The sequence below is a fragment of the Allopusillimonas ginsengisoli genome (assembly GCF_004153455.1).
Classification (GTDB): domain Bacteria; phylum Pseudomonadota; class Gammaproteobacteria; order Burkholderiales; family Burkholderiaceae_B; genus Allopusillimonas; species Allopusillimonas ginsengisoli.
In genome coordinates this window covers 1-22,846 of sequence record NZ_SDQE01000011.1, presented here as the reverse complement: position 1 = coordinate 22,846, position 22,846 = coordinate 1, and the positions used below count along the sequence as shown (strand labels likewise).

23 protein-coding genes and 1 pseudogene are annotated in these 22,846 nt (G+C 61.1%); 11 read left to right on the top strand and 13 right to left on the bottom strand.

The window, feature by feature from the left end:
• Nucleotides 1–39: 39 nt before the first annotated feature.
• The 10 genes from nirD (at nt 40) to mnmH (ending at nt 9,339) form a co-directional block, all read left to right on the top strand.
• A complete protein-coding gene (gene nirD / locus ERE07_RS16665) occupies nt 40–378 on the top strand; it encodes a nitrite reductase small subunit NirD (protein WP_130010179.1) in 339 nt (112 codons plus the stop codon).
• Nucleotides 375–3,083, top strand: a complete 2,709-nt coding sequence (locus tag ERE07_RS16660; RefSeq protein WP_130010178.1) for a nitrate reductase — start codon at nt 375–377, stop codon at nt 3,081–3,083. The genes nirD and ERE07_RS16660 overlap by 4 nt, the downstream gene beginning before the upstream one ends.
• Before the next feature lie 5 nt (nt 3,084–3,088).
• On the top strand, nt 3,089–3,892 hold the full coding sequence (gene cobA / locus ERE07_RS16655; RefSeq protein ID WP_130010177.1) for a uroporphyrinogen-III C-methyltransferase: 804 nt from the start codon (nt 3,089–3,091) through the stop codon (nt 3,890–3,892).
• 80 nt (nt 3,893–3,972) lie between these two features.
• A complete protein-coding gene (locus ERE07_RS16650) occupies nt 3,973–4,524 on the top strand; it encodes a DNA-3-methyladenine glycosylase I (RefSeq protein WP_130010176.1) in 552 nt (183 codons plus the stop codon).
• A gap of 72 nt (nt 4,525–4,596) precedes the next feature.
• Nucleotides 4,597–5,451 carry an arylamine N-acetyltransferase family protein gene (locus tag ERE07_RS16645; RefSeq protein WP_130010175.1) on the top strand — a complete coding sequence of 285 codons (855 nt, stop codon included), beginning with the start codon at nt 4,597–4,599 and terminating at the stop codon, nt 5,449–5,451.
• 78 nt (nt 5,452–5,529) lie between these two features.
• Nucleotides 5,530–6,210 (top strand): nitroreductase, encoded by a 681-nt coding sequence (locus ERE07_RS16640; RefSeq protein ID WP_130010174.1) that lies wholly within the window; start codon nt 5,530–5,532, stop codon nt 6,208–6,210.
• 78 nt (nt 6,211–6,288) lie between these two features.
• Entirely contained in the window at nt 6,289–6,729 is a 441-nt protein-coding gene (locus tag ERE07_RS16635; RefSeq protein ID WP_130010173.1) for an Hsp20/alpha crystallin family protein, read from the top strand.
• 12 nt (nt 6,730–6,741) lie between these two features.
• Entirely contained in the window at nt 6,742–7,140 is a 399-nt protein-coding gene (locus ERE07_RS16630; protein WP_130010172.1) for an Hsp20/alpha crystallin family protein, read from the top strand.
• 64 nt (nt 7,141–7,204) lie between these two features.
• On the top strand, nt 7,205–8,239 hold the full coding sequence (gene selD, locus ERE07_RS16625) for a selenide, water dikinase SelD (RefSeq protein WP_130010171.1): 1,035 nt from the start codon (nt 7,205–7,207) through the stop codon (nt 8,237–8,239).
• A complete protein-coding gene (gene mnmH / locus ERE07_RS16620) occupies nt 8,239–9,339 on the top strand; it encodes a tRNA 2-selenouridine(34) synthase MnmH (protein ID WP_130010170.1) in 1,101 nt (366 codons plus the stop codon). The genes selD and mnmH overlap by 1 nt, the downstream gene beginning before the upstream one ends.
• Here mnmH and ERE07_RS16615 read toward each other — a convergent pair whose 3' ends face one another.
• The 7 genes from ERE07_RS16615 to ERE07_RS16585 form a co-directional block, all read right to left on the bottom strand.
• The gene (locus tag ERE07_RS16615) at nt 9,340–10,098 is read right to left on the bottom strand and encodes an IclR family transcriptional regulator (RefSeq protein WP_130010169.1); all 759 of its coding nucleotides are present in this window, start codon (nt 10,096–10,098) and stop codon (nt 9,340–9,342) included.
• 4 nt (nt 10,099–10,102) lie between these two features.
• Entirely contained in the window at nt 10,103–10,711 is a 609-nt protein-coding gene (locus ERE07_RS16610; RefSeq protein ID WP_130010168.1) for a cysteine dioxygenase family protein, read from the bottom strand.
• A gap of 77 nt (nt 10,712–10,788) precedes the next feature.
• On the bottom strand, nt 10,789–11,514 hold the full coding sequence (locus ERE07_RS16605) for an enoyl-CoA hydratase/isomerase family protein (protein WP_130010167.1): 726 nt from the start codon (nt 11,512–11,514) through the stop codon (nt 10,789–10,791).
• A complete protein-coding gene (locus tag ERE07_RS16600; protein ID WP_130010166.1) occupies nt 11,514–12,674 on the bottom strand; it encodes a CaiB/BaiF CoA transferase family protein in 1,161 nt (386 codons plus the stop codon). Before ERE07_RS16600 ends, ERE07_RS16605 begins: the two co-directional genes overlap by 1 nt.
• A gap of 106 nt (nt 12,675–12,780) precedes the next feature.
• On the bottom strand, nt 12,781–13,368 hold the full coding sequence (locus ERE07_RS16595; RefSeq protein WP_130010165.1) for a peroxidase-related enzyme: 588 nt from the start codon (nt 13,366–13,368) through the stop codon (nt 12,781–12,783).
• Nucleotides 13,365–13,919: a CMD domain protein gene (locus ERE07_RS16590; RefSeq protein WP_245153759.1), complete on the bottom strand. Its 555-nt coding sequence runs from the start codon at nt 13,917–13,919 to the stop codon at nt 13,365–13,367. The genes ERE07_RS16595 and ERE07_RS16590 overlap by 4 nt, the downstream gene beginning before the upstream one ends.
• Nucleotides 13,920–14,019: 100 nt before the next feature.
• Entirely contained in the window at nt 14,020–15,534 is a 1,515-nt protein-coding gene (locus tag ERE07_RS16585; RefSeq protein ID WP_130010164.1) for an NAD(P)-binding domain-containing protein, read from the bottom strand.
• A 213-nt stretch (nt 15,535–15,747) separates the two neighbouring features.
• On the opposite strand from ERE07_RS16585, the gene ERE07_RS16580 reads away from it, so the two are divergent.
• A complete protein-coding gene (locus ERE07_RS16580) occupies nt 15,748–16,668 on the top strand; it encodes a LysR family transcriptional regulator (RefSeq protein ID WP_130010163.1) in 921 nt (306 codons plus the stop codon).
• On the opposite strand, the gene ERE07_RS16575 is transcribed toward ERE07_RS16580, so the two are convergent.
• From ERE07_RS16575 to ERE07_RS16550, 6 genes and pseudogenes are all read right to left on the bottom strand, one after another.
• Nucleotides 16,654–17,979 (bottom strand): acyl-CoA thioester hydrolase/BAAT C-terminal domain-containing protein, encoded by a 1,326-nt coding sequence (locus tag ERE07_RS16575; protein WP_245153758.1) that lies wholly within the window; start codon nt 17,977–17,979, stop codon nt 16,654–16,656. The genes ERE07_RS16580 and ERE07_RS16575 overlap by 15 nt on opposite strands.
• A 7-nt stretch (nt 17,980–17,986) precedes the next feature.
• Nucleotides 17,987–19,561: an ABC transporter substrate-binding protein gene (locus tag ERE07_RS16570; protein ID WP_130010162.1), complete on the bottom strand. Its 1,575-nt coding sequence runs from the start codon at nt 19,559–19,561 to the stop codon at nt 17,987–17,989.
• A 45-nt stretch (nt 19,562–19,606) separates the two neighbouring features.
• A complete protein-coding gene (locus ERE07_RS16565) occupies nt 19,607–20,614 on the bottom strand; it encodes an ABC transporter ATP-binding protein (RefSeq protein WP_130010161.1) in 1,008 nt (335 codons plus the stop codon).
• Entirely contained in the window at nt 20,611–21,594 is a 984-nt protein-coding gene (locus ERE07_RS16560; protein ID WP_130010160.1) for an ABC transporter ATP-binding protein, read from the bottom strand. The genes ERE07_RS16565 and ERE07_RS16560 overlap by 4 nt, the downstream gene beginning before the upstream one ends.
• A complete protein-coding gene (locus ERE07_RS16555) occupies nt 21,591–22,487 on the bottom strand; it encodes an ABC transporter permease (RefSeq protein WP_130010292.1) in 897 nt (298 codons plus the stop codon). The genes ERE07_RS16560 and ERE07_RS16555 overlap by 4 nt, the downstream gene beginning before the upstream one ends.
• Nucleotides 22,488–22,498: 11 nt before the next feature.
• Nucleotides 22,499–22,726: pseudogene (locus tag ERE07_RS16550) on the bottom strand (ABC transporter permease subunit); the annotation flags it as partial.
• Between the last annotated feature and the right edge of the window lie 120 nt (nt 22,727–22,846).

The following is a 22,846-nucleotide window of genomic DNA, read 5'->3' as shown; positions in this document are numbered from 1 at the left end:
GCCTGTTGACTGCACTGCCCCACGCAAGGACACACAAACATGAACACCACCGCCGTACACGTATGGACAGCCATCTGTCACATTGACGACATTCCTCCGCTGGGCGCGCGCATCGTTCGCCCTGAAGGCCTGGACGCCATCGCCGTCTTTCGGGCATCGGACGGCCATGTGTTCGCCGTCTTCAATCGCTGCCCGCACAAGGGCGGCCCATTATCCGACGGACTGGTACATGGCCATACGGTTACCTGCCCGCTGCATAACTGGAATATCAACCTGGAGAATGGCGAGGCCTGCGCGCCGGACACCGGGTGCGTGCGCACGATTGATGTTCGCCTGCACGACGGGCGTGTGTACCTCGCATTGCCGGGCCTGGAATGAAGGAGCGTTCCGCCGCCCTACGCACCACGCACTCCATCTGCTGCTATTGCGGCACTGGCTGTGGCGTACGCATACACAGCACCGGCCAGCAGGTATTGGCGGTGGATGGCGACGATCGCCATCCCTCCAGCTTGGGCCGGCTGTGCAGCAAAGGCCACGCATTGGCCGCAACCGTCGGACGTGATGGCAGTCGCATTTTGTCTGCGCAGTGGCGCACCGACAAGTCCGCCGCACGCCACGACATTGCCCTGGCCGATGCCTACGACCTTACCGCTTCCCGGCTGGCCGAGATCATACGCGGGCACGGTCCCGATGCGGTGGGCTTTTATCTGTCCGGCCAGTTGCTCACCGAAGACTATGCGGTCTTCAACAAGTTCGCGCGCGCTTTGATTGGCACCAACAACATCGACACCAATTCACGGCTGTGCATGTCCAGCGCGGTGTCGGGCTATAAACTGACACTGGGCGCGGACGCGCCACCCGCCAGCTACGAAGATCTGGACCACGCCGATACGATACTGATCGCAGGCTCCAACACCGCGTTTGCGCATCCCGTGCTGTTTCGCCGGCTCGAAGCAGCCAAACAACGCCGGCCCGGCATCAGGATTATTGTCGTGGATCCGCGCCGCACTGATACTGCCGACATCGCCGATCTGCATCTGCCCATTCTGCCCGGCAGCGATGTGGCGCTGTTTCATGCCATGCTCAATGTGCTTGTATGGGACGGACTGGTCGACCTGAACTATATCGCGCGGCACACAACGGGTTTCGCCGCCCTCAAGCAACGCATCCACGAATTCACTCCCGGCGCCACACAGGATATCTGCGGCGTACCGGCAGAACATATCGTGCGGGCGGCCCGCTGGTTCGGACAAGCAGACGCCGCGCTGTCGCTCTACACCATGGGGCTGAACCAATCGAGCAGCGGCACCGCCAAAAACGCGGCACTCATACACCTGCATCTGGCAACCGGGAACATCGGCCGGCCAGGCACCGGCCCGTTCTCGCTGACGGGCCAGCCCAACGCCATGGGCGGCCGCGAAGCCGGCGCGATGGCCACACTGCTGCCCGGCCACCGCGACCCTGCCAGCGCGGACGACAGAGCGGCAATGGCCCGCCTGTGGGGCGTAGACCAGCTACCCGATACACCCGGAAAAACCGCCATCGACCTCTTTGACGCCGTGCTGCAAGGCCAGATTAAGGCCTTGTGGATCGCCGCCACCAACCCGGCCCAATCCATGCCCGACCAGGCCAAGGTGCGTGCGGCCCTGCAAAAGGCAGAACTGGTCATCGTGCAGGAAGCCTTTGCCCACACGGAAACCCTGGCCTATGCCGATCTCGTCCTGCCCGCCGCCACGTGGCCCGAAAAAAACGGCACCGTCACCAACTCCGAACGGCGTATCAGCCGTGTACGCGCCGCCATCGAGCCACCCGGCGACGCACGCCCCGACTGGGAACTGGCAAGCGCCATTGCCCGCAAGCTGGCCGCGCGCATCGCCCCCGACAAAGCCGCCCTGTTCAGCTACGCCAACGAAGCGGCAATCTTTGCGGAACACGCCCGCAGCACCGCCGGGCAAGATCTGGACTACAGTGCATTGGACTACGGCGTATTAGAGCGCGAAGGGCCCCAGCAATGGCCATATCCACAGCAAACTGGCCCGCGGCGCCCCTCCGTGCGTCTGTACGGGCACGGCCGTTACGCGACCCCTGACGGGCGCGCCCGCTTTTTCGACACCGGTTATATCCCTGTGGCCGAGGGCGTATCCGCGCAGTACCCCTTGCGGCTGACCTCCGGGCGCATGCGCGATCAATGGCACACCATGACCCGCAGCGGCCTGGCGCCTGCACTGACACGCCATGCTGAGTCGCCCTGCATCGCCTTGCATCCCACCGATATGCAGCGATATGCGCTAAGCAATGACGCATTGGTTCGGGTACGCACCCGCAGAGGCAGCGTCATTTTGCCCGCAAGCGCCGACGACAGCCTGCGCCCTGGTCACGCCTTCGTGCCCATGCATTGGGGCAGCAGCTTTATCGCCGGCGATGGCGTTAACGCACTCGCCAACAGTGCGCGCGACCCGCGCTCACATCAGCCCGAACTCAAACACAGCGCTGCCCGCATCGAAGCGCTGCAGTTCGCCTGGCATGCACAGGCCTGGATACAGGGGAGCGCGCCCGCACTGCGCCGCAAGCTATTGCCCTGGCTGCGCCGCTTCCCCTTTGCCATGCTGATTCCGTCGGCCCTGGGCGGCGAAAGCGTGCGTCTGCGTATCGCCAGCCCGGCGTGCATCGCCCCCGACCTGCTGGACGCGCTCATACGCGACATAGGGCTGGAAGAAGCCGATCTGGCATTCGACGACCCCGCGCGCGGCATCGTTCGCCGCTTGCATCGTGAGGGGGAAACACTGCGTGCCTGGCTGCTGGCCGGCGATGTGCGAGCCGCCGAGGCGCTGTTGCACTGGGCTGATACGGGCCAGGCGCCGCAAGGCCCCAGCCAGGTGCTCATGGGGCGCAGCACCCCCACTGCACGGGCTCGCATTGTCTGCGCCTGCGCCAATGTGAGCGATCAAGCCATCCAGCGGGCGCTGGACACAGGCCTGGACCTCGACGCGCTCAAAGCCACGCTCGAATGCGGTATCACCTGCGGCGCCTGCCTGCCCGAGCTGCGTCGCATGATCGAACACGCAAACCTGAAGGACGCTTAAATACCATGAAAGCCACTCCCCCATACAGGCCTGCTGCCGGCAAAGTCTGGCTGGTTGGCGCCGGCCCCGGCGATCCCGAACAGTTGACGCTGAAAGCCCTGCGCATCCTCGCCGCAAGCACACTGTGGCTGGTCGACGATCTCGTCGGCGAAGGTGTACTGGCCCTGGCCAGCCCAGGCACGCGCATGATCAAGGTCGGCAAGCGCGGCGGCTGCAAGTCCACGCCACAGACGTTCATCCTGCGACTGATGGCACGCTATGCCCGACACGGTTATACCGTCGCCCGCGTCAAGGGTGGCGATCCGTTCATTTTCGGGCGGGGCGGCGAAGAAATCGCCTGGCTGCAATCGCAAGGCATCGACGTGGACAGCGTCAGCGGGATCACCGCCGGCCTTGCGGCAGGCAGCGCACTCGGTCTGCCGCTCACACACCGAGAGGTGGCCCGCGGTGTGGCGTTCGTCACGGCACATACCGCAAACGGCGACCAGCCCGCCTGGCATGCCCTGGCCAAAAGCGGCATGACAATCGTCTGCTACATGGGCATGCGCCATCTGGCCAGCCTCACTGACGAATGGCTGCAGGCCGGTTTCGCCCCTACCCTGCCTGTGGCCATCGTGCAGCGAGTCTCTTGTGCCGACCAACGCCACGCCATCACGACACTGGCGCAACTGGCCGACACGGCGCAAGCGCATGGCCTGGGCAGCCCGGCGGTGATCGTGCTGGGTGCGGCCGTCGCGCACGCAGCCTGCGCCGCCTTGTCCTGCACCCTGTCCGCCACAGCGGCACAAAGCGACGATATCGCCATATAGGCAAAGATCACCCCCGCGCCGCCCCACTACGCAACGCCTGCTGCCGGACATCACTTCCGCGTGGCGCTAGAATAAAGCCCATGAAACGCTGCCACTGGTGCTCCGACGATCCGCTCTACCTGGCCTACCACGATGAGGAGTGGGGCGTACCCTCGCGCGATCCCGCCCATCTGTTCGAAATGCTTCTGCTCGAAGGTTTTCAGGCAGGCTTGTCCTGGATTACCGTGCTGCGCAAGCGGCCGCGCTACCGCGATGTGCTGTTCGGCTTCGATCCCGTTGCCCTCGCCGGCATGGACGACGACTATATCTTTGACGTTCTGATGCACGACACCGGCATCATCCGCAACCGCCTCAAGCTCAAGGCTGCGCGGCAAAATGCACAGGCGTGGCTGCGGCAGGATGACCCCGTTGCGCTGGTCTGGTCATTCGTAGGCGGCAAGCCCCTGATTCACCACTATGCGCGGCACGAGGACATCCCTCTCGTTACGCCCGAAGCCCAAGCCATGAGCCGCGCCCTAAAGAAAGCCGGCTTCACTTTTGTCGGACCCACGATCTGCCAGTCTTACCTGCAAGCCATCGGCGCCATCATGGATCACACGACAGACTGTTTTCGATACAGGCAACTGGCCTGATGCAGGCGTCTCGTCTCAGAACCCGACCGCGTTGCCGTCAACAATCGCTGCCCTTGAACAATCGGAGCCACCATGTCCCCCCAGCCTTCGCACCTGATAGACCTGGATACCTATTTTGCGCGTATCGGCTATAGCGAGACGCCCACGCCGACACTCAGTACGCTGCAGACGCTGCATGCACTGCATACCGAGCACATACCCTTCGAGAATCTGGACCCGCTGCTGGGCAGGCTGGTGGCCCTGGATTTGCCCAGCCTCGAGGCCAAGCTGGTGCGCAGCCACCGCGGCGGCTATTGTTATGAACACAATCTGCTGTTTGCCCATGTGCTGGAGCAATTGGGCTTTACGCCGCGACGCCTCGCCGCGCGCGTTCTGTGGAACCAGCCTGCGGATACCCTGCCTCATCGCTCGCACATGTTGGTGCAAGTGTCCGTTGAGCAGCGGCAGTACATCGTGGATACCGGGTTCGGCGGAAACACGCTGACGGGTCCAATATGCCTGGATCAGCAAGGCGCGCAGCAAACAGCGCATGGTCAATTCAGGGTGTCGTCGCATGACGGCCTTTACCTGCTCGAAACCTTGCTACAGGGCGAATGGCGCAAGCTTTATCAGTTCGATCTTCAGGCCCAGTATCCTATCGACTACGAGGCGGTGAACTATTATCTGTGCACGCACCCTTCATCGCACTTCCGTTACGCCCTGTATGCCGCGCTTGCCAGCACAGAAGGGCGCCTGTCGCTACTGAACGACCGTGTCACACTGGTGCGTCCCAACGGCGAAATCCAGAGAGAACGCCTGCGGGACGCCGCGCACGCGCAGGATATTCTGGCGCAACGCTTTGGCATCGACGTGCCCGATCCCGCCTTGCTGCGCGACCTGTGGCCGCGGCTGCACACGCCAGTCCGGCCAGGAGAGCCTGCAGATTGATATCATGACAGGGGCGCCGTGCGAGATGCGCCGCGCCCCACGCTACGGATCGTCTTTTTCCGCCCACCCGGAGCCGCCATGCCCGCCCACACCGCTGTTGCCGACGCCATCACCTCCCGCAGAAGCGTGCGAGGCTTCCTGCCCCGCGATGTCGATCGCGAACTGATTGACCGCATTTTGCAGATCGCGGCCAGCGCGCCCAGCGGGAGCAACATTCAGCCCTGGAAAGTACATGTTGTACAGGGCGCCTTGCGCGACACGCTATCTCGCCAGCTGGTGGCGGCGCATGAACAGGGGCTGCCCTCGCAACGCGAATATGAGTATTACCCCGTGCAGTGGCGCAGCCCTTACCTCGAACGCCGCCGCGCAACCGGCTGGGGCTTGTACCGCACCCTGGGCATACAAAAGGGCGACCGGCAGGCCAGCTCGCTGCAACATCGCCGCAACTTCGAATTTTTTGACGCACCCGTCGTTTTTTTATTTGCCATAGACAGCGATCTGGAAAAAGGCAGCTGGCTGGACTATGGCATGTTCCTGCAGAACATTATGGTCGCTGCGCGCGGCTTTGGCCTTCATACCTGCCCGCAGGCCGCACTGGCCAACTATCCCGATATCGTCAAGAAACTGCTCAGCATTCCGGACGACCAAACCATCGTCTGCGGGATATCCATGGGCTACGAAGACCCCGACTGCCCCGCCAACCGCTTTCAACCCGCACGCATGGCGCTCAGCGAGTTCGTAACCTTTCACGACGGCTGATTCACCACAGACCTTGCCCGGCCCTGGCACGAAATATGCTGGTCTGACGGCTGCACATCAGCCCTCACTGGAGGCACCATGAGCTACCGATCACACCTTCCACGCAATATCTTCGTCGAGCTGGACCGCATGCAGCGCGACATGCAGCAGGCTTTCGGTTTCGCGCCCACGATAAGGGGCTCAAACTGGGGCGGTTTTCCGGCGATGAACATGAGCAGCACCCCAGAGGCTGTACACGTCTATCTCTTTGTCCCAGGCATCAAGCCCGCCGACATCGACGTTCAGATCGAAAAAGGCGTACTGATCGTGTCGGGGTCGCGCAAAACCGAACCGCCTGCCGAGTCCGATCACTGCACGTTGCATATCGACGAACGGTTCTCCGGCCGTTTTCGACGCGTCATCACCCTGCCGGACGATACCGACGAGGCGCAGGTGGATGCGAGCTATCGAGACGGCGTCCTGCGCATCAGCCTGCAGCGCCTGCAAACCACACTGACGCGAAACATTCCTGTCCAGTAAAAGGAGCGATACATGGTCGATATCAATCCCGGCACCGCTGCGCACGCTTCTGATTCCGCCCACGAACGCGACGACAAGCCTGAACCCATGACGCCTGCTGTCGACGTCTACGAAGACGACAACGGCATTACCCTGTGGGCCGATCTTCCCGGCGTGCCAAAAGAACAGATCTCCATTCATATCCAGAACAATGCCCTCACCATCCAGGGCACTATTGAGCTCGGATCGATCCAGAGCATGCAACCCATTCATACCGAGATCACCAGCGCACACTACCAACGCATTTTCACGCTGTCGCGCGACCTCGATGCCGACAAGGTCCGCGCATCATTCAACGCAGGCGTCCTGCACGTGCGGATACCCAAGCTGATGCAGGAAAGCGCCAGGCGTGTTGACGTGCGCGTGGAATAAAGAAAACCTTTCTGGCGGCGCTGAGTACAATTCCTGACAGCCATCAACGCAGGAGCAGCGCCCCATGTCCCAACCCATCCGCCTTACACAGTACAGCCACGGTGCTGGCTGTGGCTGCAAAATCTCACCCAAAGTGCTCGACATCATTCTCGCGGGCAGCGGCTCGCAGTCGCACGATGCCAATCTTTGGGTGGGCAATGCGTCGCGCGACGATGCGGCGGTCTATGGCATTGATGCGGAGCGCGGCATTGTTTCCACCACTGATTTTTTTATGCCCATCGTCGACGACCCCTTTGACTTCGGGCGCATTGCCGCCACCAACGCCATCAGCGACATCTATGCCATGGGCGGCACGCCGATCATGGCCATCGCCATCCTGGGCTGGCCCGTCAACGTGCTCCCGCCCGAGGTCGCGCGAGACGTCGTGCGCGGCGGACGCGCGGCCTGTGATGCGGCCGGCATTGCCCTGGCCGGCGGCCATTCCATCGACGCGCCCGAACCCATATTCGGCCTGGCCGTCACCGGCCACGTGAACCGCGCACAGCTCAAGCGCAACGACACCGCCACCGAAGGATGCGCGCTGTTCCTGACCAAACCGCTGGGCGTGGGCATTCTGACGACCGCGGAAAAAAAAGGAAAGCTGCGCGAAGCGGACATCAACGTGGCAAGAGACTGGATGTGTACGCCGAACGTGGCAGGCGCGCAGTTCGGCACGCTCCCCGGCGTCAAGGCCATGACAGACGTGACTGGCTTCGGGCTGCTTGGCCATTTGATCGAAATGGCGGACGGCAGTGGGCTGACGGCCCACGTGAACTATGCCGACATTCCGCGTCTGGATAGTGTGGCGCACTATCTTGAGCAAGGCTGCGTGCCGGGCGGCACGCAACGCAACTTCGACAGCTATGGTCACCGCGTTGCGCCTTTGCCCGCGGCGTGGAAGCAGCTGCTGTGCGATCCACAGACCAGCGGTGGCTTGCTGGTTGCCGTGGCGCCTGACAGCGTTACGCCATTTCTCAGCGTTGCCGCCGCGCAGGGCCTGACACTTACGCCCATCGGCCACTTTGCCCAACGTGGCGTACATTCGGTGGTGGTTGCCTGATGCGCGATGACACCCGCGACTATCGCCGCCTCTTCATTGACGATATTCCGCTCATGGATGTGCGCGCCCCCGTGGAGTTTGGCAAGGGTGCCTTTCCGGCGGCCAGCAACCTGCCACTCATGAACGACGAAGAGCGGCAGGCGGTCGGCATCATGTACAAGCAACAAGGCCAGGACTGCGCCATCGCCTTGGGGCAGCAACTGGTATCCGGCGAACGGCGCGACGCGCGCATCGCAGCCTGGGCCAACTTTGCCCGCCAACACCCTGAAGGCTATCTCTACTGCTTTCGGGGCGGCCTGCGCTCGCAGATCGCCCAGCAGTGGCTACGCGAGGCAGGCGTGCAGTATCCGCGTGTCCTGGGCGGCTATAAGTCTTTGCGAAACTATTTGATTCAGCAAATTGACCAGGCGCTCGGACAGTGCGCATTCGTCCTGGTGGGCGGCCTGACCGGCAGCGGCAAAACGGCGTTGCTTGCCGAACTCGACAATAGTCTGGACCTGGAAGGCCTGGCGCACCATCGCGGCTCCAGCTTTGGCAAACATGCCACGCCGCAACCTGCGCAGATAGACTTCGAAAACGCGCTGGCCGTTGAACTGCTCAAAAAGCGTGCGCGCGGCATGCGTCAGTTTGCGCTCGAAGAAGAAGGGCGCACAGTTGGCAGTTGCTTCCTGCCTGCGGCGCTCTACCAGAACATGCAGCATTATCCCCTGGTCTGGCTGGAAGACAGTTTCGAGAACCGCGTGCAGCGCATCCTTGAGGACTATGTCATCGACCTGGCCGGCGAATTCACCACCTTGCATGGCCAGGAGGCCGGCCTGTGCCTGTTTGCGCAGCGCCTTCGCGCAAGCCTTGCAAAAATCATCAAGCGTCTGGGCCATGAAAACTATCGCCGCCTGGCCACCCTGATGGATGACGCGCTGTCCGTGCAATTGCGCGACGGCGGCGTTGAACATCACCGTGCCTGGATAGAAGGCCTGCTGCGGGATTACTACGATCCCATGTATACCTATCAGCGCCGGGGCAAGGCGGCGCGCATAGCCTTCAGCGGCGACCGGTCTGCCGTTGCGGACTATCTGCGCGCATGCGCTGCCCGAACCTGATCAGATCTGCTCGGCGCGATATCCCATGTTGTGCGAGATCGCCTTCGCGCACTGTACGACTATTGGCGCGAACTTCTTCATCTGCGCCGAAGTAAGCCTGTCGAGCGGGCCCGAAATGCCCACTGCGGCCGCAGGCTCGCCCAAGTGGTTGAACACGGCAACCGCGACACCGCCCACACCCTCGCGCCATTCTCCGCGATTGACGGCATAGCCTTGCCTGCGGGTCTTGAGCAGCTCTTTTTGCAGCATCGCCAAGGAGGTGCAGGTAGCCTTGGTATGCGCGATCAACGCATCCGCATGCTGCGTGAAATAAGCATCCGACTGGTGAGCAAGCAGCGCCTTGCCCGTAGCCACTGCATAGGCAGGCGCGCGCCCGCCCACCATGGAATAAGCCCGTATCGGCTGAGGCGACTCTATCTTGTCTACATACACGACATCAAAGCCATCCAGCACGGACAAGTGCACCGTCTCGCCCGTATGGTCCGCCAGCCCCTGCATGGAGGGGGCCGCCAGCTTGCGGATATCCAGCTGCGCCAACTGGCGCGCACCCAGCTCGAACAGCCGTATCGTGCCACGATAGCCGCCACCCGCCTCATCCTTGACAACATATCCCGCGTGGATGAGCGTTTGCAGGGTGCGATGCGTGTTGCTGCGTGTCAGGCCCACCACCGCCGCCAGCTCGTCAATCGTGCGGGGCCGACGCTCGACATCCGTCACCGCTTCGAGCACCATCAGCCCTTTCAAGAGTGTCTTGTCCATCCCGCTAACCCTGCGCGCGTATTTCGGCCGAACGGTCCCAGAGGTTAGGCACAACTTGCGACGAATACCCTGATACAAAGCGCTTTGCCAGCCCGCTATCAGGATCGAACACGCTACGGGCAACCGCGCCGATATTGCCCCCGTATAGATGAATGCTGATGGATGTACGGTCTTCCAACGCATTCCACACACGGTGAATGTCGCCCTCTTGAGGAGACAGCACCTCTATCTGCCCGGGCGCCAGGCGAACCGCCTCGCCATCGGGCGCATACCTGCCGTCTGCGCTACGCGCGTAGCGCTGGCTCATCTCCGCGCCTCGCAGCATGCCCACGCAACCCCAGACGGTGTGGTCATGCACCGGCGTTTGCTGCCCCGGCCCCCATACAAAGCTGACGATGGAAAAGCGCTCCCGCGGATCACAATGCAGCAGGTACTGCTGGTAGAATTCAGGATGTGGAACCGTACAGGAATCCGGCAGCCAATCATCATGAGACACCAATTCCTGAAATGCATCGAACAGGCCCGGCGCAGGCGTATCAAGCTGCCCATGCGCGTCTGTCAGTTCGGTTGCCTTGAGTACGAAACGCCGCAAGCGGCTTATATCAGTGTCCATCCGTTGTCCTCCGTGTGGTCCGCTTCAAACATATACACCCCAGGCGCCGCATGGCAGCCCACGATACCGCCGAACCGCTAGCCCGCCAGGTATTGAGCAATACGCTGCTTGATGCCCGGTTGCGCCGCCGAATACACCAGCTCGGCCATATCATCATTGAACGATCGCCCGTCTACAACGCGATACAGGCGCCCGCGTGTTTCGGGCGACAACGCCAGCGCAGCCTCGCGGCACTGCGCAATGACCTGCGGCCATTCGCGCTGCGCGACCACCTCGTGCGCAAACGCCATGCGCGCTGCGGCATCGGCATCAAACGCCTTGGCCTCGCCGAGTATGGACAAGGCGTGCCCTGCGCCGACAATATCTCGAAAGCGCCGTGTTCCCAATACAAGCCCAAACTTCAGGCCAGGCATGCGAAAGCCGGCATCCGGCGTGCACACTCGCCGCCGACAGGCAGCGAATATATCCACGCCTGCGCCAAAGTTGCGCCCATGACACAGCCCCAGGGTCATGCTCGATGAACCGGCAATGGCTTCAAGCAGCGTCTCGATGCGCACGAAGCGCAGCAGCAAATCGCCTTCGCTTTCATCTTCATGGCCCGTAAAATCAAAGCCTGCGGAAAAGTTCTTGCCCTCGCCCTGAAAGACCAGCAGCGGTACCTGGTCGCGATGCGCCTCATCCAGTGCCGCAAGCAAGGCTTCGACCAGTTCGGCAGACAAGGCATTGCGTTTCTGAGGCCGATTCAGCGTGAACACCCAGCAATCCACATCCCGGCTGATCCGCAATACTGCATCGCTACCCATCAGGCGCTCCGCGCATCGGTCATGGCGGCGAGCACCTCTTCATTGTGCTCCCCCAGCGCTGGCGGACGACGCGCGATATCTGCCGTTCGGCCATCGAACCGAATGGGCGACACAAATGTTTTGGTGCGTACGCCATTGGGCAACTCCACATCCTGCACCCAATCCATATGCTGCACCTGAACATCATCCAGCACATCTGAATAGGTATTGATAGGCGCGCACGGTACGCCTGCCGCGCGGAACCGTTGCAGCCAGGCCTGCGCGTCATCGCCGGCAAAAATGGCTTCGAGCAGGTCTCGCAGCGCACCCTGGTGGCGGGCACGCAGCGTTGTCGAGTCGAAACGGCTGTCTTCAAGCAGATCCTCGCGCCCTACTGTTGCGCACACCGCTTTCCAGAGCGAGTCGTTGCCCGCCGCCATGCCAAAGTAGCCATCGCGGCAACGGAACACCTGGTAGGGTGCATTACGCGGATGCGCGGAGCCAAGTTTTTCGGGATTGACACCGGTGCCGAAGTACTGCGATGTTTGCAAAGCGGCGATACCCAGCGTTGCGCCGAGCATCGAGACATCAATATGCGCCCCCTTGCCCTCGCGCTCAACCGCCCGCAGCGCCGAGACAATCGCAAAGCCCGCATAAAGCCCCGCCGTAAAGTCGCACACCGGTACGCCGCACTTGACCGGCGCGCCATCCTGCTCGCCGGTCACGCTCATGAGGCCGCTCATGGCCTGCAGGGTAAGATCGAAACCGCCTTCCTGGCTGCGCGGGCCCGATTGGCCATAGGCAGAAATGGAGCAATACAGCAGGCGCGGATTGATTTGCCGCATGGCCTCGTAGCCCAGTCCAAGGCGATCCATTACGCCTGGCCTGTTGTTTTCGATCAGCACATCTGCGCTGGCGATCAACGCATGCGCGGTGGCGACGTCCTGTTCGTTTTTCAGATCCAGCGTGACTGACCGCTTGTTTCGGTTCAGCGACGCAAAGTTCTCACTGTAGCCTTGCGTAATCGGCGCCCAGCTGCGCAAGGTATCGCCACCCTGCGGGTGTTCTATCTTGATCAGGTCTGCGCCCATGTCGGCCAGCAGCAGGCCACAGAAAGGGCCTGCCGCGACATTGCAGATTTCTATAACCCGTATGCCTTCCAATGTGGATTCTTGATTCATGCAATGCCCCGAGAAATGGTTCTGTACAAATGAAAACGTCGCCGCCATCGTAAACGAATGCGCGGCGACGATCAAGTTTTAGAACCATCGTCCTATATATTAGGATTTATTTTCGGCGATGCACGGCCTCGCCCAGGTTCATCATCAGGCGATTGGCCCAGGCAAAGATTGAACTGGCATACAGCAGGTCCAGAATCTCCGCTTCGGTCAGGCCAGCCTCCTTCAGCGCCGCCATATCCTGCGGGCCTATATCGTCTGGCGACTCCGTCAGTTTGATCGAGAACTGAACAATCGCTTCTTCCCTGTCGTCGGCGCCTGCGGTGTACGGATTGTCGAACACCTGCGCAACCGTGTCGGCACGCTTGGCCATCTGCTCATAACGCTGGGCATGCACAGAACAACAGTACACACACCCGTTGATACGCGAGACGGTCAACGCGCCCAGCTCACGGTCCGCCCGCGACAAACCGCCAGGCGCGTACATGATGGCGTTATAGGCATCCGAACGTTGCCTCAGGATGTCGGGCTGATGCGCCAGCACCAGGTAATAATCCGAGGACTTCGCCTGTGGATGACTGAGCTCCAGCACCTCGATCTGGTCCGGGGTTGCGTTGTCGCAATCCACCACATCGAGCCAGGCCTTCCAGTCCAGCATTTCGTTAGTGAATCCATTGATCTGTATCGGGGTTCTCATAGCGACTCCATGGCTTTGAGGGCGCGCAAGCCAGCGGCCACTCGGATCTGGTACGACAAAAACGCGATCAGCTGTGCGAGCGTGACGATGTCCGGTGTTGCAACGCCCGCTTGCTGCAATGGCGCCAACGCAGCCTGATCACCCTCGACGGGTTTCAGTATCAGCTTGCGCGTGAACGCCAGCATCGCCTTCAGCCGCGCGGAGCTCAGCAGATCCAGCTGGTCCGCATCGATCGCCATGACAGCACCCGACTCTTGCGCATAGGTTGACAGCGCCTGGCGATAGTGCGTTTCCAGCGCCTGCGCCCTGGAAAGGCGGCAGGCGTACAAGGCCACGAGCAGGCGTTCCTGAATGGTCAGGCCCTTGCCCTGCGGATCAAAGAAGAGGTCATAGCTCTTTTGCATCGCAGCCGAAACCTTGTCCCGTGCATGGCGCACCGCATACAGTGGATTCGACGGCGTCAGGCCAACGACCTCATCCATCACGTCATGGCGTTCAGCCAGACCGGCATCGGCCCCTGGCGTAGCCAGGGCGTTGTGTGTAGTGTCCACGAGTTCTCCTCCAAAAAAATTAAACTAATCCGATCGTGCCTGTCGCATGGGCCTGCTGCGGCCGGCAACAGGACAGCGCCAGGCCCCGATGCCCACGAGCCTACGCCGCGGGCGTCCATTCGTCGCCGAATACCTCGGGCTCGTCAAACGTCTGCAGATCCTCGAAATGCCGGGAAACGTTCTCGCAGAACAGCAGGCTTGCGATGCCCTTGGACAGCCGCTCCGCGCCATCGCTGATGGCCGGAATATCGCCCGAGACCGTGCCATGCGTCAGCGTTGCCGGATAGCAAAGACAATGTATGCGCGACAGACCCGGCATAGGGTGCCCCTGCTTCTCCTGGAACTCGAATACCGGCCCCAAATCGGGCGAGCCCTCAAGCTCCCTGTCTTCCTGGCCTTCGCCTGGCTGATACCGCTCGCCCCACAACCGTATGTGCGGCGCAATCGTGGCGTACTCCGGGCGCGCGTGCCAGTCCACGAAAAAGCCCGTGGACAGGATCAGAAAATCCACCTCGAATGTTTTGTTCGGCGTGTCGACCTGAAGATAGCCATCCTTCTCGAGAACGCGCTGCACCGGCGTGCCCAGATTGAAGTATGCATTGTCATGGCGCGATACCCTGAGCACGCTGGCTCTGGGCGGCGGTACCTGCTGCACATTGATGTAATGCCGTATGCGCCATTTCCAGTCGTCGGGCAAATGCTGATAGCCATGGGTAAAGCCGGCATTGCCCGCGCCCTTGCCCTTGTTCACCCGCGGTATATCCGCACGACGAATCAACATGTCCACGCGCGCGGCGCCGTTTTCAAGCGCGGTGGCCGCCGAATCCATGGCGGACGCGCCGGCTCCGACAACGCCCACCCGCAGGCCCCGCAGCGTGGTGTAGTCCGTCGTATCGGACGAGTGCGCCCAGTACTTGCGCGACACCGTCCTCATGAAATCAGGGATGTACGCGCCGCCCAGTCCAGCCCGTCCCGTCGCCAACACGACCCGGCGCGCGTGCACGGTCGACAGGCCCTGCGGCGCTTGAATCTTCAAGGTGACATAGTCCTCGTGCGGAACAATGTCGATGACGCAATGCTCGTTGCGGACATCGAGGTTCAGCACCTTGCGATACCAGCGTAGATAGTCCATCCATTGCAGGCGGGGAATCTTGTCCAGCGCCTCCCAGGCCGACAGGCCGAACTGTGCCTCGAACCATGCGCGAAACGTCAGCGCAGGCAGGCCCAGGGCCGGGCCCGTCAGTTGCTTGGGCGACCGCAAGGTTTCCATCCGCGCGGTTGTCGCCCACGGGCCTTCATACCCTGCCGGCGCGCTGTCGAAAATGCATGCGCGCAAGCCCAGATGCCTCAGGCTGGTCGCCGCCGCCAACCCCGCCATCCCGCCTCCGATAATGGCAACATCCAGCAATGCCTCTCCATTCACTTCACTGCTCGGAACCCAGGGCTGGCAGGGCAGATCGAGCCACGCAAGATCTTGTGCGAGCCTCGCCTCCAGGCCAGCCAGGCCCGTCAATCCCGCAGACTGTGACGGCGCCTCCGGCCTGGCGGGCTTAGCCACAAGCAAGCCGGTATCGGCATACGCGTCCCCGTTGGAGCTCGTTTCTGTAATACGCATGTTTTCTCTCACCTTGTTCTATCGCCTTCTCTCGGAACTATTCATTGCCACAGGAGAAAAAGAAGGCATTTTTGATCTGGTCACAAAACCTTCTGACAATTTGTCTTTGACAAACGCATCGATCTGTTTTCTTATTACGTATAGTCTTTCATGCCCTCCCGACGCCAACAAGCGGGTTCTCCAAAAAGTATCTTTTGTATAAGGCAATAGCTCATGCGCTACGACCTGATTGATCTCAAGCTATTCGCCGCCATTGCCGACGCCGGCAATGTGTCGCGCGGCGGCGCAGCCTGCTTTCTCGCACCATCGTCCGCCAGCCTGCGCATCAAGCAGCTCGAAGAAACGCTGGGCACGCAACTGTTCAAGCGTGAAGCCCGTGGCGTATCGCTGACCCGCGCCGGGCAGATCATGCTCGAACACTGCAGGCGTTGCCTGGCCGGCCTGGAGCAGATGCATTCCGATCTCGCGCCCTATGCCAATGGCATCCGGGCGCAGGTCACCCTGTACGCCAGCAGCAGCGCACTGGCCTCGTTCGTTCCCCAGGATATGCAGCGCTTTCTTCTGGATTATCCCGAGGTCCGCGTTTCGGTTCAGGAACGCCTCAGCCATGAGACCGTTGCCGCGGTGCTGGACGGGCGCGCCGACATCGGCATCGTCACCTGGAACGAAACACACCCGGCGCTTGCATTCCTGCCTTACCGCCAGAATGAGCTTATGGTGGTGGTGCCGCCCGGAGACGCCCTTGCCCGCCAATCTTCAATCACATTTGCCGAATGCCTGCAACGCCCCTTCATTTCCATGAACAGCGGCAGCGCGATCTATACCTATCTCATGAACAAGGCCGCCTCCTTGCGTCTGCAACTCGATGTCCGCATCCAGGTCAGCAGCTTTGCCTCGATCCTGTCGCTTGTGCGGGCTGGCGCGGGCATTGGGCTGATACCCAGGCCCGTGCTGCAATCGCTCAATCGCGAAGGCGTGTGCATCCTGCCATTGAATGAACCCTGGGCTGTGCGTCCGCTGACCATCTGCAAACGCGTGGATGAACAGCAATCAACGCCTTATGCCGAAGCCTTGCTGGACTGTCTTCAAACCGCGTCGCGCCAGGATAGTGAGCAAGGATCAGGAGGGCGATAACCGCTGCGCATGATCGATCACTGCGCGCGCCAGAAAATCCTTGATCTGCTCCCACGAGTGTTCATTGGACTGCGCGTTGGGCGCGGGCGCCCCGCCCCCGGTGAACATTCTCCCGGTAACGGGATGCCTGTGCGTGATCTGCGTGGTGGGAATATACGGAAACACGATCGCGTGCCCGCCGTCCAGCGTATCGACCCATTGCACATCGTAAGGGTGCTTGTGCACCTGCAAGGTATCAACGACCATCTTGCTGTAAAGACTGGATGGCCATGCCGCATCATCGGTACCCGAAAGCAGAATGATGGGCGCGCGGCTCTTTTCAACAGGAATGCGCGCACGCGCGACCGCGTCAGCATCCTGCAGCGCCGTCTGCAGCGCCACCGCATGCCGCCCGCCCTCGTCGAATGACGCCCAACTGGCTGTCCGATTGTCATCCCACACGTGCACGAGCGGTTTTCCCTCCAACAGCCAGGCAGGTCCGTTGCGGCCCACGGATGGGTCGCAGGCGTTCTGCCCCCCATGCACCAATGCGCCCGGCACATAGGCCACCACCGCCGAAACATCGTCGGGGTAAACCGTCGAGAGCAACAGCACCAGCTCTCCGCCTCGGGACTGGCCGTTGATCGCCACGAAACCATTCTTGGGCTGCTGTGTTTTCCTGATCCAGTCCAGCCCCGTCTTGAAGTACTCGAGCGGCGTGTTGGAAATATAATCCGACAGGCCCGGCGCCTTGAAATAGGCAAGCGCAAAAGCAATATAGCCGTGCGAGGCATACAGCGCCGCCCGGGGTTCATTGATGCCGCCGCCTGATCCATTCAGTATCATCACAGCCGGATGCGGGCCAGGCGTGGCAGGCCGAAACAAAGTGCCGACCAACCCCTCTTCGCGAACCTCTTCACGCACCACACCCGGCAAGGCAAATCGCTGAATCAGCACACCGCTCGCGGCCTGCCCCGCGACGTCAGCCTCAATATGCGTGGCCAAGGACGCCAGAAGATCGTCAGGATAAACCTCATGTGTGCCGTCCCGCTCCGGACATTGCGACCAGATCAGCCCCATGCCCGACACGCCCTCGTAACTGCCCGATAACGGCGCGCAGGCGTCCAGGTCGACAACGCCTTGCTCGTCTGCCTGAAAGCAGGCTTCGCTACGCCAGATCACCCCTCCCGCGCGGCACGTATGCGTGCGCAGCATCACCCTGGCGAAGGGCGCCGCGCCCTCGACACGGATGCGGCGCGGCACATCGACCAAGGCGTCGGATGGGGCAATGCTCAGGCGAATGGACGCTGCGTTCTGATCGATGGCCATCATGCTTCTCCTACTTCGCTTCCGCTTCTTTGCTCACCATCATGGCCACAGTGCGATCGCTCGTCCAGGGCACGACCTTCAAGCCTTTTTTCGCGGCCCAGATATTCTTGTAGTGATACAGCGGCAAGATCCCTTCTTCTTCCCTGACCGCAGCCGCCGCTTCACGCAGAATCGCCTCACGCTTCGCGTCATCAAACTCTACCGTTGCCTGGCTCAGGAAGCCGTCGACCTTCGCACTGCTGTAGTGGCCCCAGTTCGATGCGCCCAGCCCTTTTTCCGGCGACACCGTCGCAAGAATGTTGACCAAAGCATAGCTGGCTTCGCCCGTTCCATTTCCCCATGCAATCATGCTCATGGCGTATTCGTTCTTGCGGGCCTGCCCGGCATAGACGGCCCAAGGCACAACCTCGACCTTGGTCTTCACGCCAACACGCGCCCAGAACTGGGCAACCGCCTGAGCGGTTTCAGGCGCCAGGGGATAGCGATCAGAGGGCACGTGCATGGTCAGCTGGAAGCCTTCCGGCAACCCGGCCTCTGCCAGCAGCGCCTTGGCCTTGGCCGCATCGTAGGGAATATCCTTGAGTTCCGGGTTGTAGCCTATGCTGCCGGCGGGCATCCATTGATTGGCCACTGTCACAGTGTCCTGCATGATGCGATCCGCAATGGCTTGGCGATTGATGGCAAGCGACAAGGCCTTGCGCACGCGAACATCCCGCAAGGGGTTTTCCGCCATTTCCTTGCCCGCGTTGTCCCTGATGAACTGATTCGGGCCTTCGCGAAAACTGGGCTGCAACAGCATTGCGCGCAAGCCGTTATAGGCAAACACCGAGACATCCGGCGAGGAGTTCAATCGGGCAAGGTCCGACACCGATACCTTGTCGATGACATCCACGTCGCCCGAGAGCAAGGCCGCGGTACGGGCCGCAGGATTGCTGATGTAGCGATAGTTGACCTTCTCCCAGGGTTGCGGGCCGCCGAAGTAGGCGTCATTGCGCTCCATCACCACACGGTCGCCGGGTGTATAGGAAACCAGCTTGTAGGGGCCCGTGCCCACCACCGCCTTGCCGCTGTTGTAGTCTTCAGGGTTGGCGGTACTGCCCACATGCTCGCTCACAATGTGCACCGACGACAGATTCAAAGGCAGATTCGGCGTAGGCTCTTTGGTCTTGACGATCAGTGTGTGCTCATCCTTTTTTTCGGCAGACGCCACCATGCGCACAAAGCCCGCGAACGTGGCCACCGAGCCGGGCACATTCCCTGCCCGCTTCAATGAAAAAATAACGTCCTCGACCTTGAGTGGCGTGCCATCCGACCACTTCGCCTCAGGGTTGAGCTTGAACTCCCACGTATTGTCGTCCAACGGTTTCCAGCTGGTCGCCAGATCCGGCCGCAACCCGCCGTCGCCGCTCTGAACCAGCAAGTTGAAAAAATGCAGATCGACAGAACGATCACCAGCAAAGTTATTCAGTTGCGGATCCAGAGAGGACACCGGGTCCGCAAATCCAATGTTCAAGGTGTCGGCATGGGCCAGCGATGCAGCCGTCAACAGCCCGGCGGCAATTGCACAAATCAGCTTCTTTTGCATGAAGATGTCTCCGTTGTCAGGATACTTATGTGTGGATGTTGTTTGTTATTTGCCATCGTCGAGATGGCAGGCACTCAGGTGGCCTGCGCCAATGCTGCGCAATGCCGGGGTTTCCGTCTTGCAGCGCGCCATGGCATGCGGGCAGCGCGGATGAAAATGGCAGCCCGAGGGCGGCGCCAGGGGGCTGGGAATTTCGCCTTTTATGGCGCTGTACGCCTTGCGGCGCACATCGATGCGTGGCACTTCATTGAGCAGTGCCTTGGTATACGGGTGATTGGGATGTCTGAAGATCTCGCGCACCGGCGCCGTCTCCACCACGCGCCCGAGATACATCACGACCACCCTGTCAGACAAATGCTCCACCACACCCAGGTCATGGCTGATGAAGAGATAAGTCAGATTCAGTTCTTCGCGCAGGTCCATGAACAGATTGAGCACTTGCGCCTGGATCGACACGTCAAGCGCGGCCACCGCTTCGTCGCACACCAGCATATCGGGCTTGACCGCCAGCGCACGGGCAATACCGATACGCTGGCGCTGGCCTCCGCTGAACTGGTGCGGATAGCGTCCGCGCAGGGCAGGATCCAGCCCTGCCCGCTCAAGCTGGCTGCACACGTAGGCATCGAGCTCTTTGGGAGGCACAATGCGATGAATGGCCGCCGCTTCGCCCACGATGTCCATGATGCGCCGCCGGGGATTCAAGCTGGCATAAGGATCCTGAAAAATCATCTGAATGCGCAGCCGCATCTGCGTCGCCTGCCGGGCATCCATGTCCGAAACCGGGATGCCGTCAATCTTGAGCCCGCCTTCACTGGGCTTGAGCAGGCCGGCGGCAATACGGCCCAGGGTGGACTTGCCGCAGCCCGACTCGCCCACCAGGCCGACAACCTCGCCCGGATAGACGGCCAGGTCCACGCCGTCTACCGCGTGCGTCACCTGCGGCTTTGTCCCCAGGCCCATGCGCTCGAACGCACGGTCTATCATATTGCCGGGCTGCTCCCCAAACCGGTGGCTCACGCCCTGCAGGCCCAGCAATGGCAACGCAGTCGTCATGCTGCCACCTCGTCTTTGGTCGGATGAAAGCACCGAACAGCGTGGGCGCCTGAGGCAACACGCATGTTCGGGATCTGCTCACAGGCGCCGCTACGGCGCGAACAACGCTCGGCAAACGCGCAACGCGGCGGCAGCGCCAGCAAACTGGGCGTCATGCCAGGAATCTGCCGCAAGCGCTGACCATGCCGGTTATTGCTTGGCAAACTGTCCAGCAGTCCCTGCGTGTAAGGATGCAGCGGGCGATCCAGCACACTGCCGACCGCTCCGTGCTCGACGATACGCCCGGCATACATCACGGCCACATCGTCGGCCAGCCCGGCCACCACAGACAAATCGTGTGTGATCCAGATCAGCGACGTGCCATAACGCTGCGTCAGCTTCTGCACTTCAGACAAAATCTGCCCCTGTATCGTCACATCCAGCGCCGTCGTGGGCTCGTCCGCCACAATCAGTTCGGGCCGATGCAACAGCGCAATGGCAATAGCAATACGCTGGCGCATGCCACCGGACAGCTGATGCGGATACGCCATCAATCGCTCTTCGGGGCTGGCAATCCCCATCAGCCCCAGCGTATCGCGCGCCATCTCGCGCGCCTGCGCACGGCTTACCTTCTGGTGAGCCAGCACGGTTTCAATCATCTGAACGTCTACCCGCAACACAGGATTGAGCGTCATCATCGGGTCCTGAAAAATCATCGCAATGCGATTGCCCCGCAAGCGCCTGAAGGATTTTTCCGAAAGACGGTTCAGGTCCTGGCCCTTGAACAGGATTTCTCCACCCACCACCTGGCCAGGCTTGTCGACCAGCCCCATGATTGAGAATCCCGTCACCGATTTGCCGGAACCAGACTCGCCCACCAGGCCGAGTATCTTGCCCCGCTCCAATGTGAACGACACGTCATCCACCGCCGCAACCACACCGGCACGCGTAAAAAAATGCGTGCGCAAACCCCGCACATCCAGCAATATGTCTGAGCTCATTTCTGCAACCTCGGATTGAATATGTCGCGCAGGCGGTCGCCTACCAGGTTGAGACTGACGATGGTGATCAACAGCGCAATGCCGGGATAAAAGCAGATCCAGTATTCACCCGAGAGCATGTACTGATAGCCATTGGAGATCAGCAATCCCAGTGACGGCTCGGTAACCGGCACGCCCAGACCCAGAAAACTCAGCGTGGCTTCCAGCGTGATCGCTCGCGCGATCTGCAGCGTGCCAATCACAATCAGCGGCGGCAGACAGTTCGGCAGGATATGCTTGAGCACAATGCGCCACTGCGGCACCGCCAGGCAGCGCGCAGCTTCCACATAATCGCGCTGGCGTTCAACCAGTGCCTGACCGCGCGCGGTGCGGGCGTAATAGGCCCACTCCATGATGACCAGCGTGATAATGACGTTGCCGATGCTCTTGCCCAGATAAGCGAGAATCATCATGGCCACCAGAATGGAGGGAAGCGACAGCAGCAGATCGACCAGACGCATGATCATCGTATCCGTCTTGCCGCCAAAATACGCGGCGACCAATCCCAGCACCGTGCCCAGTATGCCCGCCGCAAGCGCCGATCCCACGCCCACCATCAAACTGATGCGCAGGCCATAGAGCACCGCGGAAAACAGATCGCGCCCCTGGCCATCCGTACCCAACCAATGCGTGAATGTCCCCATCTCACTAAGCGTACCTGGCGGCAACCGTGCATCCAGGATGCTGATCTGCATCAGATCGTAAGGATTCTGGGGCGCCACCCACGGCGCAAAGACGGCCGCCACGATCAGCATCAGCGCCACGGCCAATCCAAGCACCGCGCCCTTGGACGCAAAGAAGTCTCGTCTGAACTGGCGCCAGTTGGATTCGAGTTTGAACGGAACGCTGGCCATCGTCGCGGCGGTCATGCTGGTCTCCCGAGACGAACACGCGGATCCAGAAGGCGATACAAAATATCGACAACGAGATTCAAGGTAATGAACAAACAGACAATCACAATGAGGTAGCCCACAATCACAGGCCTGTCGAGCGCATTGATGCTGTCCAGTATCAATTTGCCGGCGCCTGGCCACGAGAAGATGGTTTCAGTCACCACGGCAAATGCAATCGTCGACCCCAGCTCAAGGCCGAGGGTAATCCCCCCAGAAAAGGAACGGTCTTAAAGGTAGAATTTTCTAACAGCAGTATTCAGGAAATTTTGCATGAAGACCTCACGTTTTACCGACAGTCAGATAATTGCCATCCTCAAGCA

Bases quoted from the DNA above. Each gene is read 5' to 3' on its own strand.
- nirD (WP_130010179.1), top strand. From the start codon at position 40: ATGAACACCACCGCCGTACACGTATGGACAGCCATCTGTCACATTGAC.
- ERE07_RS16660 (WP_130010178.1), top strand. From the start codon at position 375: ATGAAGGAGCGTTCCGCCGCCCTACGCACCACGCACTCCATCTGCTGC.
- cobA (WP_130010177.1), top strand. From the start codon at position 3,089: ATGAAAGCCACTCCCCCATACAGGCCTGCTGCCGGCAAAGTCTGGCTG.
- ERE07_RS16650 (WP_130010176.1), top strand. From the start codon at position 3,973: ATGAAACGCTGCCACTGGTGCTCCGACGATCCGCTCTACCTGGCCTAC.
- ERE07_RS16645 (WP_130010175.1), top strand. From the start codon at position 4,597: ATGTCCCCCCAGCCTTCGCACCTGATAGACCTGGATACCTATTTTGCG.
- ERE07_RS16640 (WP_130010174.1), top strand. From the start codon at position 5,530: ATGCCCGCCCACACCGCTGTTGCCGACGCCATCACCTCCCGCAGAAGC.
- ERE07_RS16635 (WP_130010173.1), top strand. From the start codon at position 6,289: ATGAGCTACCGATCACACCTTCCACGCAATATCTTCGTCGAGCTGGAC.
- ERE07_RS16630 (WP_130010172.1), top strand. From the start codon at position 6,742: ATGGTCGATATCAATCCCGGCACCGCTGCGCACGCTTCTGATTCCGCC.
- selD (WP_130010171.1), top strand. From the start codon at position 7,205: ATGTCCCAACCCATCCGCCTTACACAGTACAGCCACGGTGCTGGCTGT.
- mnmH (WP_130010170.1), top strand. From the start codon at position 8,239: ATGCGCGATGACACCCGCGACTATCGCCGCCTCTTCATTGACGATATT.
- ERE07_RS16615 (WP_130010169.1), bottom strand. From the start codon at position 10,098: ATGGACAAGACACTCTTGAAAGGGCTGATGGTGCTCGAAGCGGTGACG.
- ERE07_RS16610 (WP_130010168.1), bottom strand. From the start codon at position 10,711: ATGGACACTGATATAAGCCGCTTGCGGCGTTTCGTACTCAAGGCAACC.
- ERE07_RS16605 (WP_130010167.1), bottom strand. From the start codon at position 11,514: ATGGGTAGCGATGCAGTATTGCGGATCAGCCGGGATGTGGATTGCTGG.
- ERE07_RS16600 (WP_130010166.1), bottom strand. From the start codon at position 12,674: ATGAATCAAGAATCCACATTGGAAGGCATACGGGTTATAGAAATCTGC.
- ERE07_RS16595 (WP_130010165.1), bottom strand. From the start codon at position 13,368: ATGAGAACCCCGATACAGATCAATGGATTCACTAACGAAATGCTGGAC.
- ERE07_RS16585 (WP_130010164.1), bottom strand. From the start codon at position 15,534: ATGCGTATTACAGAAACGAGCTCCAACGGGGACGCGTATGCCGATACC.
- ERE07_RS16580 (WP_130010163.1), top strand. From the start codon at position 15,748: ATGCGCTACGACCTGATTGATCTCAAGCTATTCGCCGCCATTGCCGAC.
- ERE07_RS16575 (WP_245153758.1), bottom strand. From the start codon at position 17,979: ATGATGGCCATCGATCAGAACGCAGCGTCCATTCGCCTGAGCATTGCC.
- ERE07_RS16570 (WP_130010162.1), bottom strand. From the start codon at position 19,561: ATGCAAAAGAAGCTGATTTGTGCAATTGCCGCCGGGCTGTTGACGGCT.
- ERE07_RS16565 (WP_130010161.1), bottom strand. From the start codon at position 20,614: ATGACGACTGCGTTGCCATTGCTGGGCCTGCAGGGCGTGAGCCACCGG.
- ERE07_RS16560 (WP_130010160.1), bottom strand. From the start codon at position 21,594: ATGAGCTCAGACATATTGCTGGATGTGCGGGGTTTGCGCACGCATTTT.
- ERE07_RS16555 (WP_130010292.1), bottom strand. From the start codon at position 22,487: ATGGCCAGCGTTCCGTTCAAACTCGAATCCAACTGGCGCCAGTTCAGA.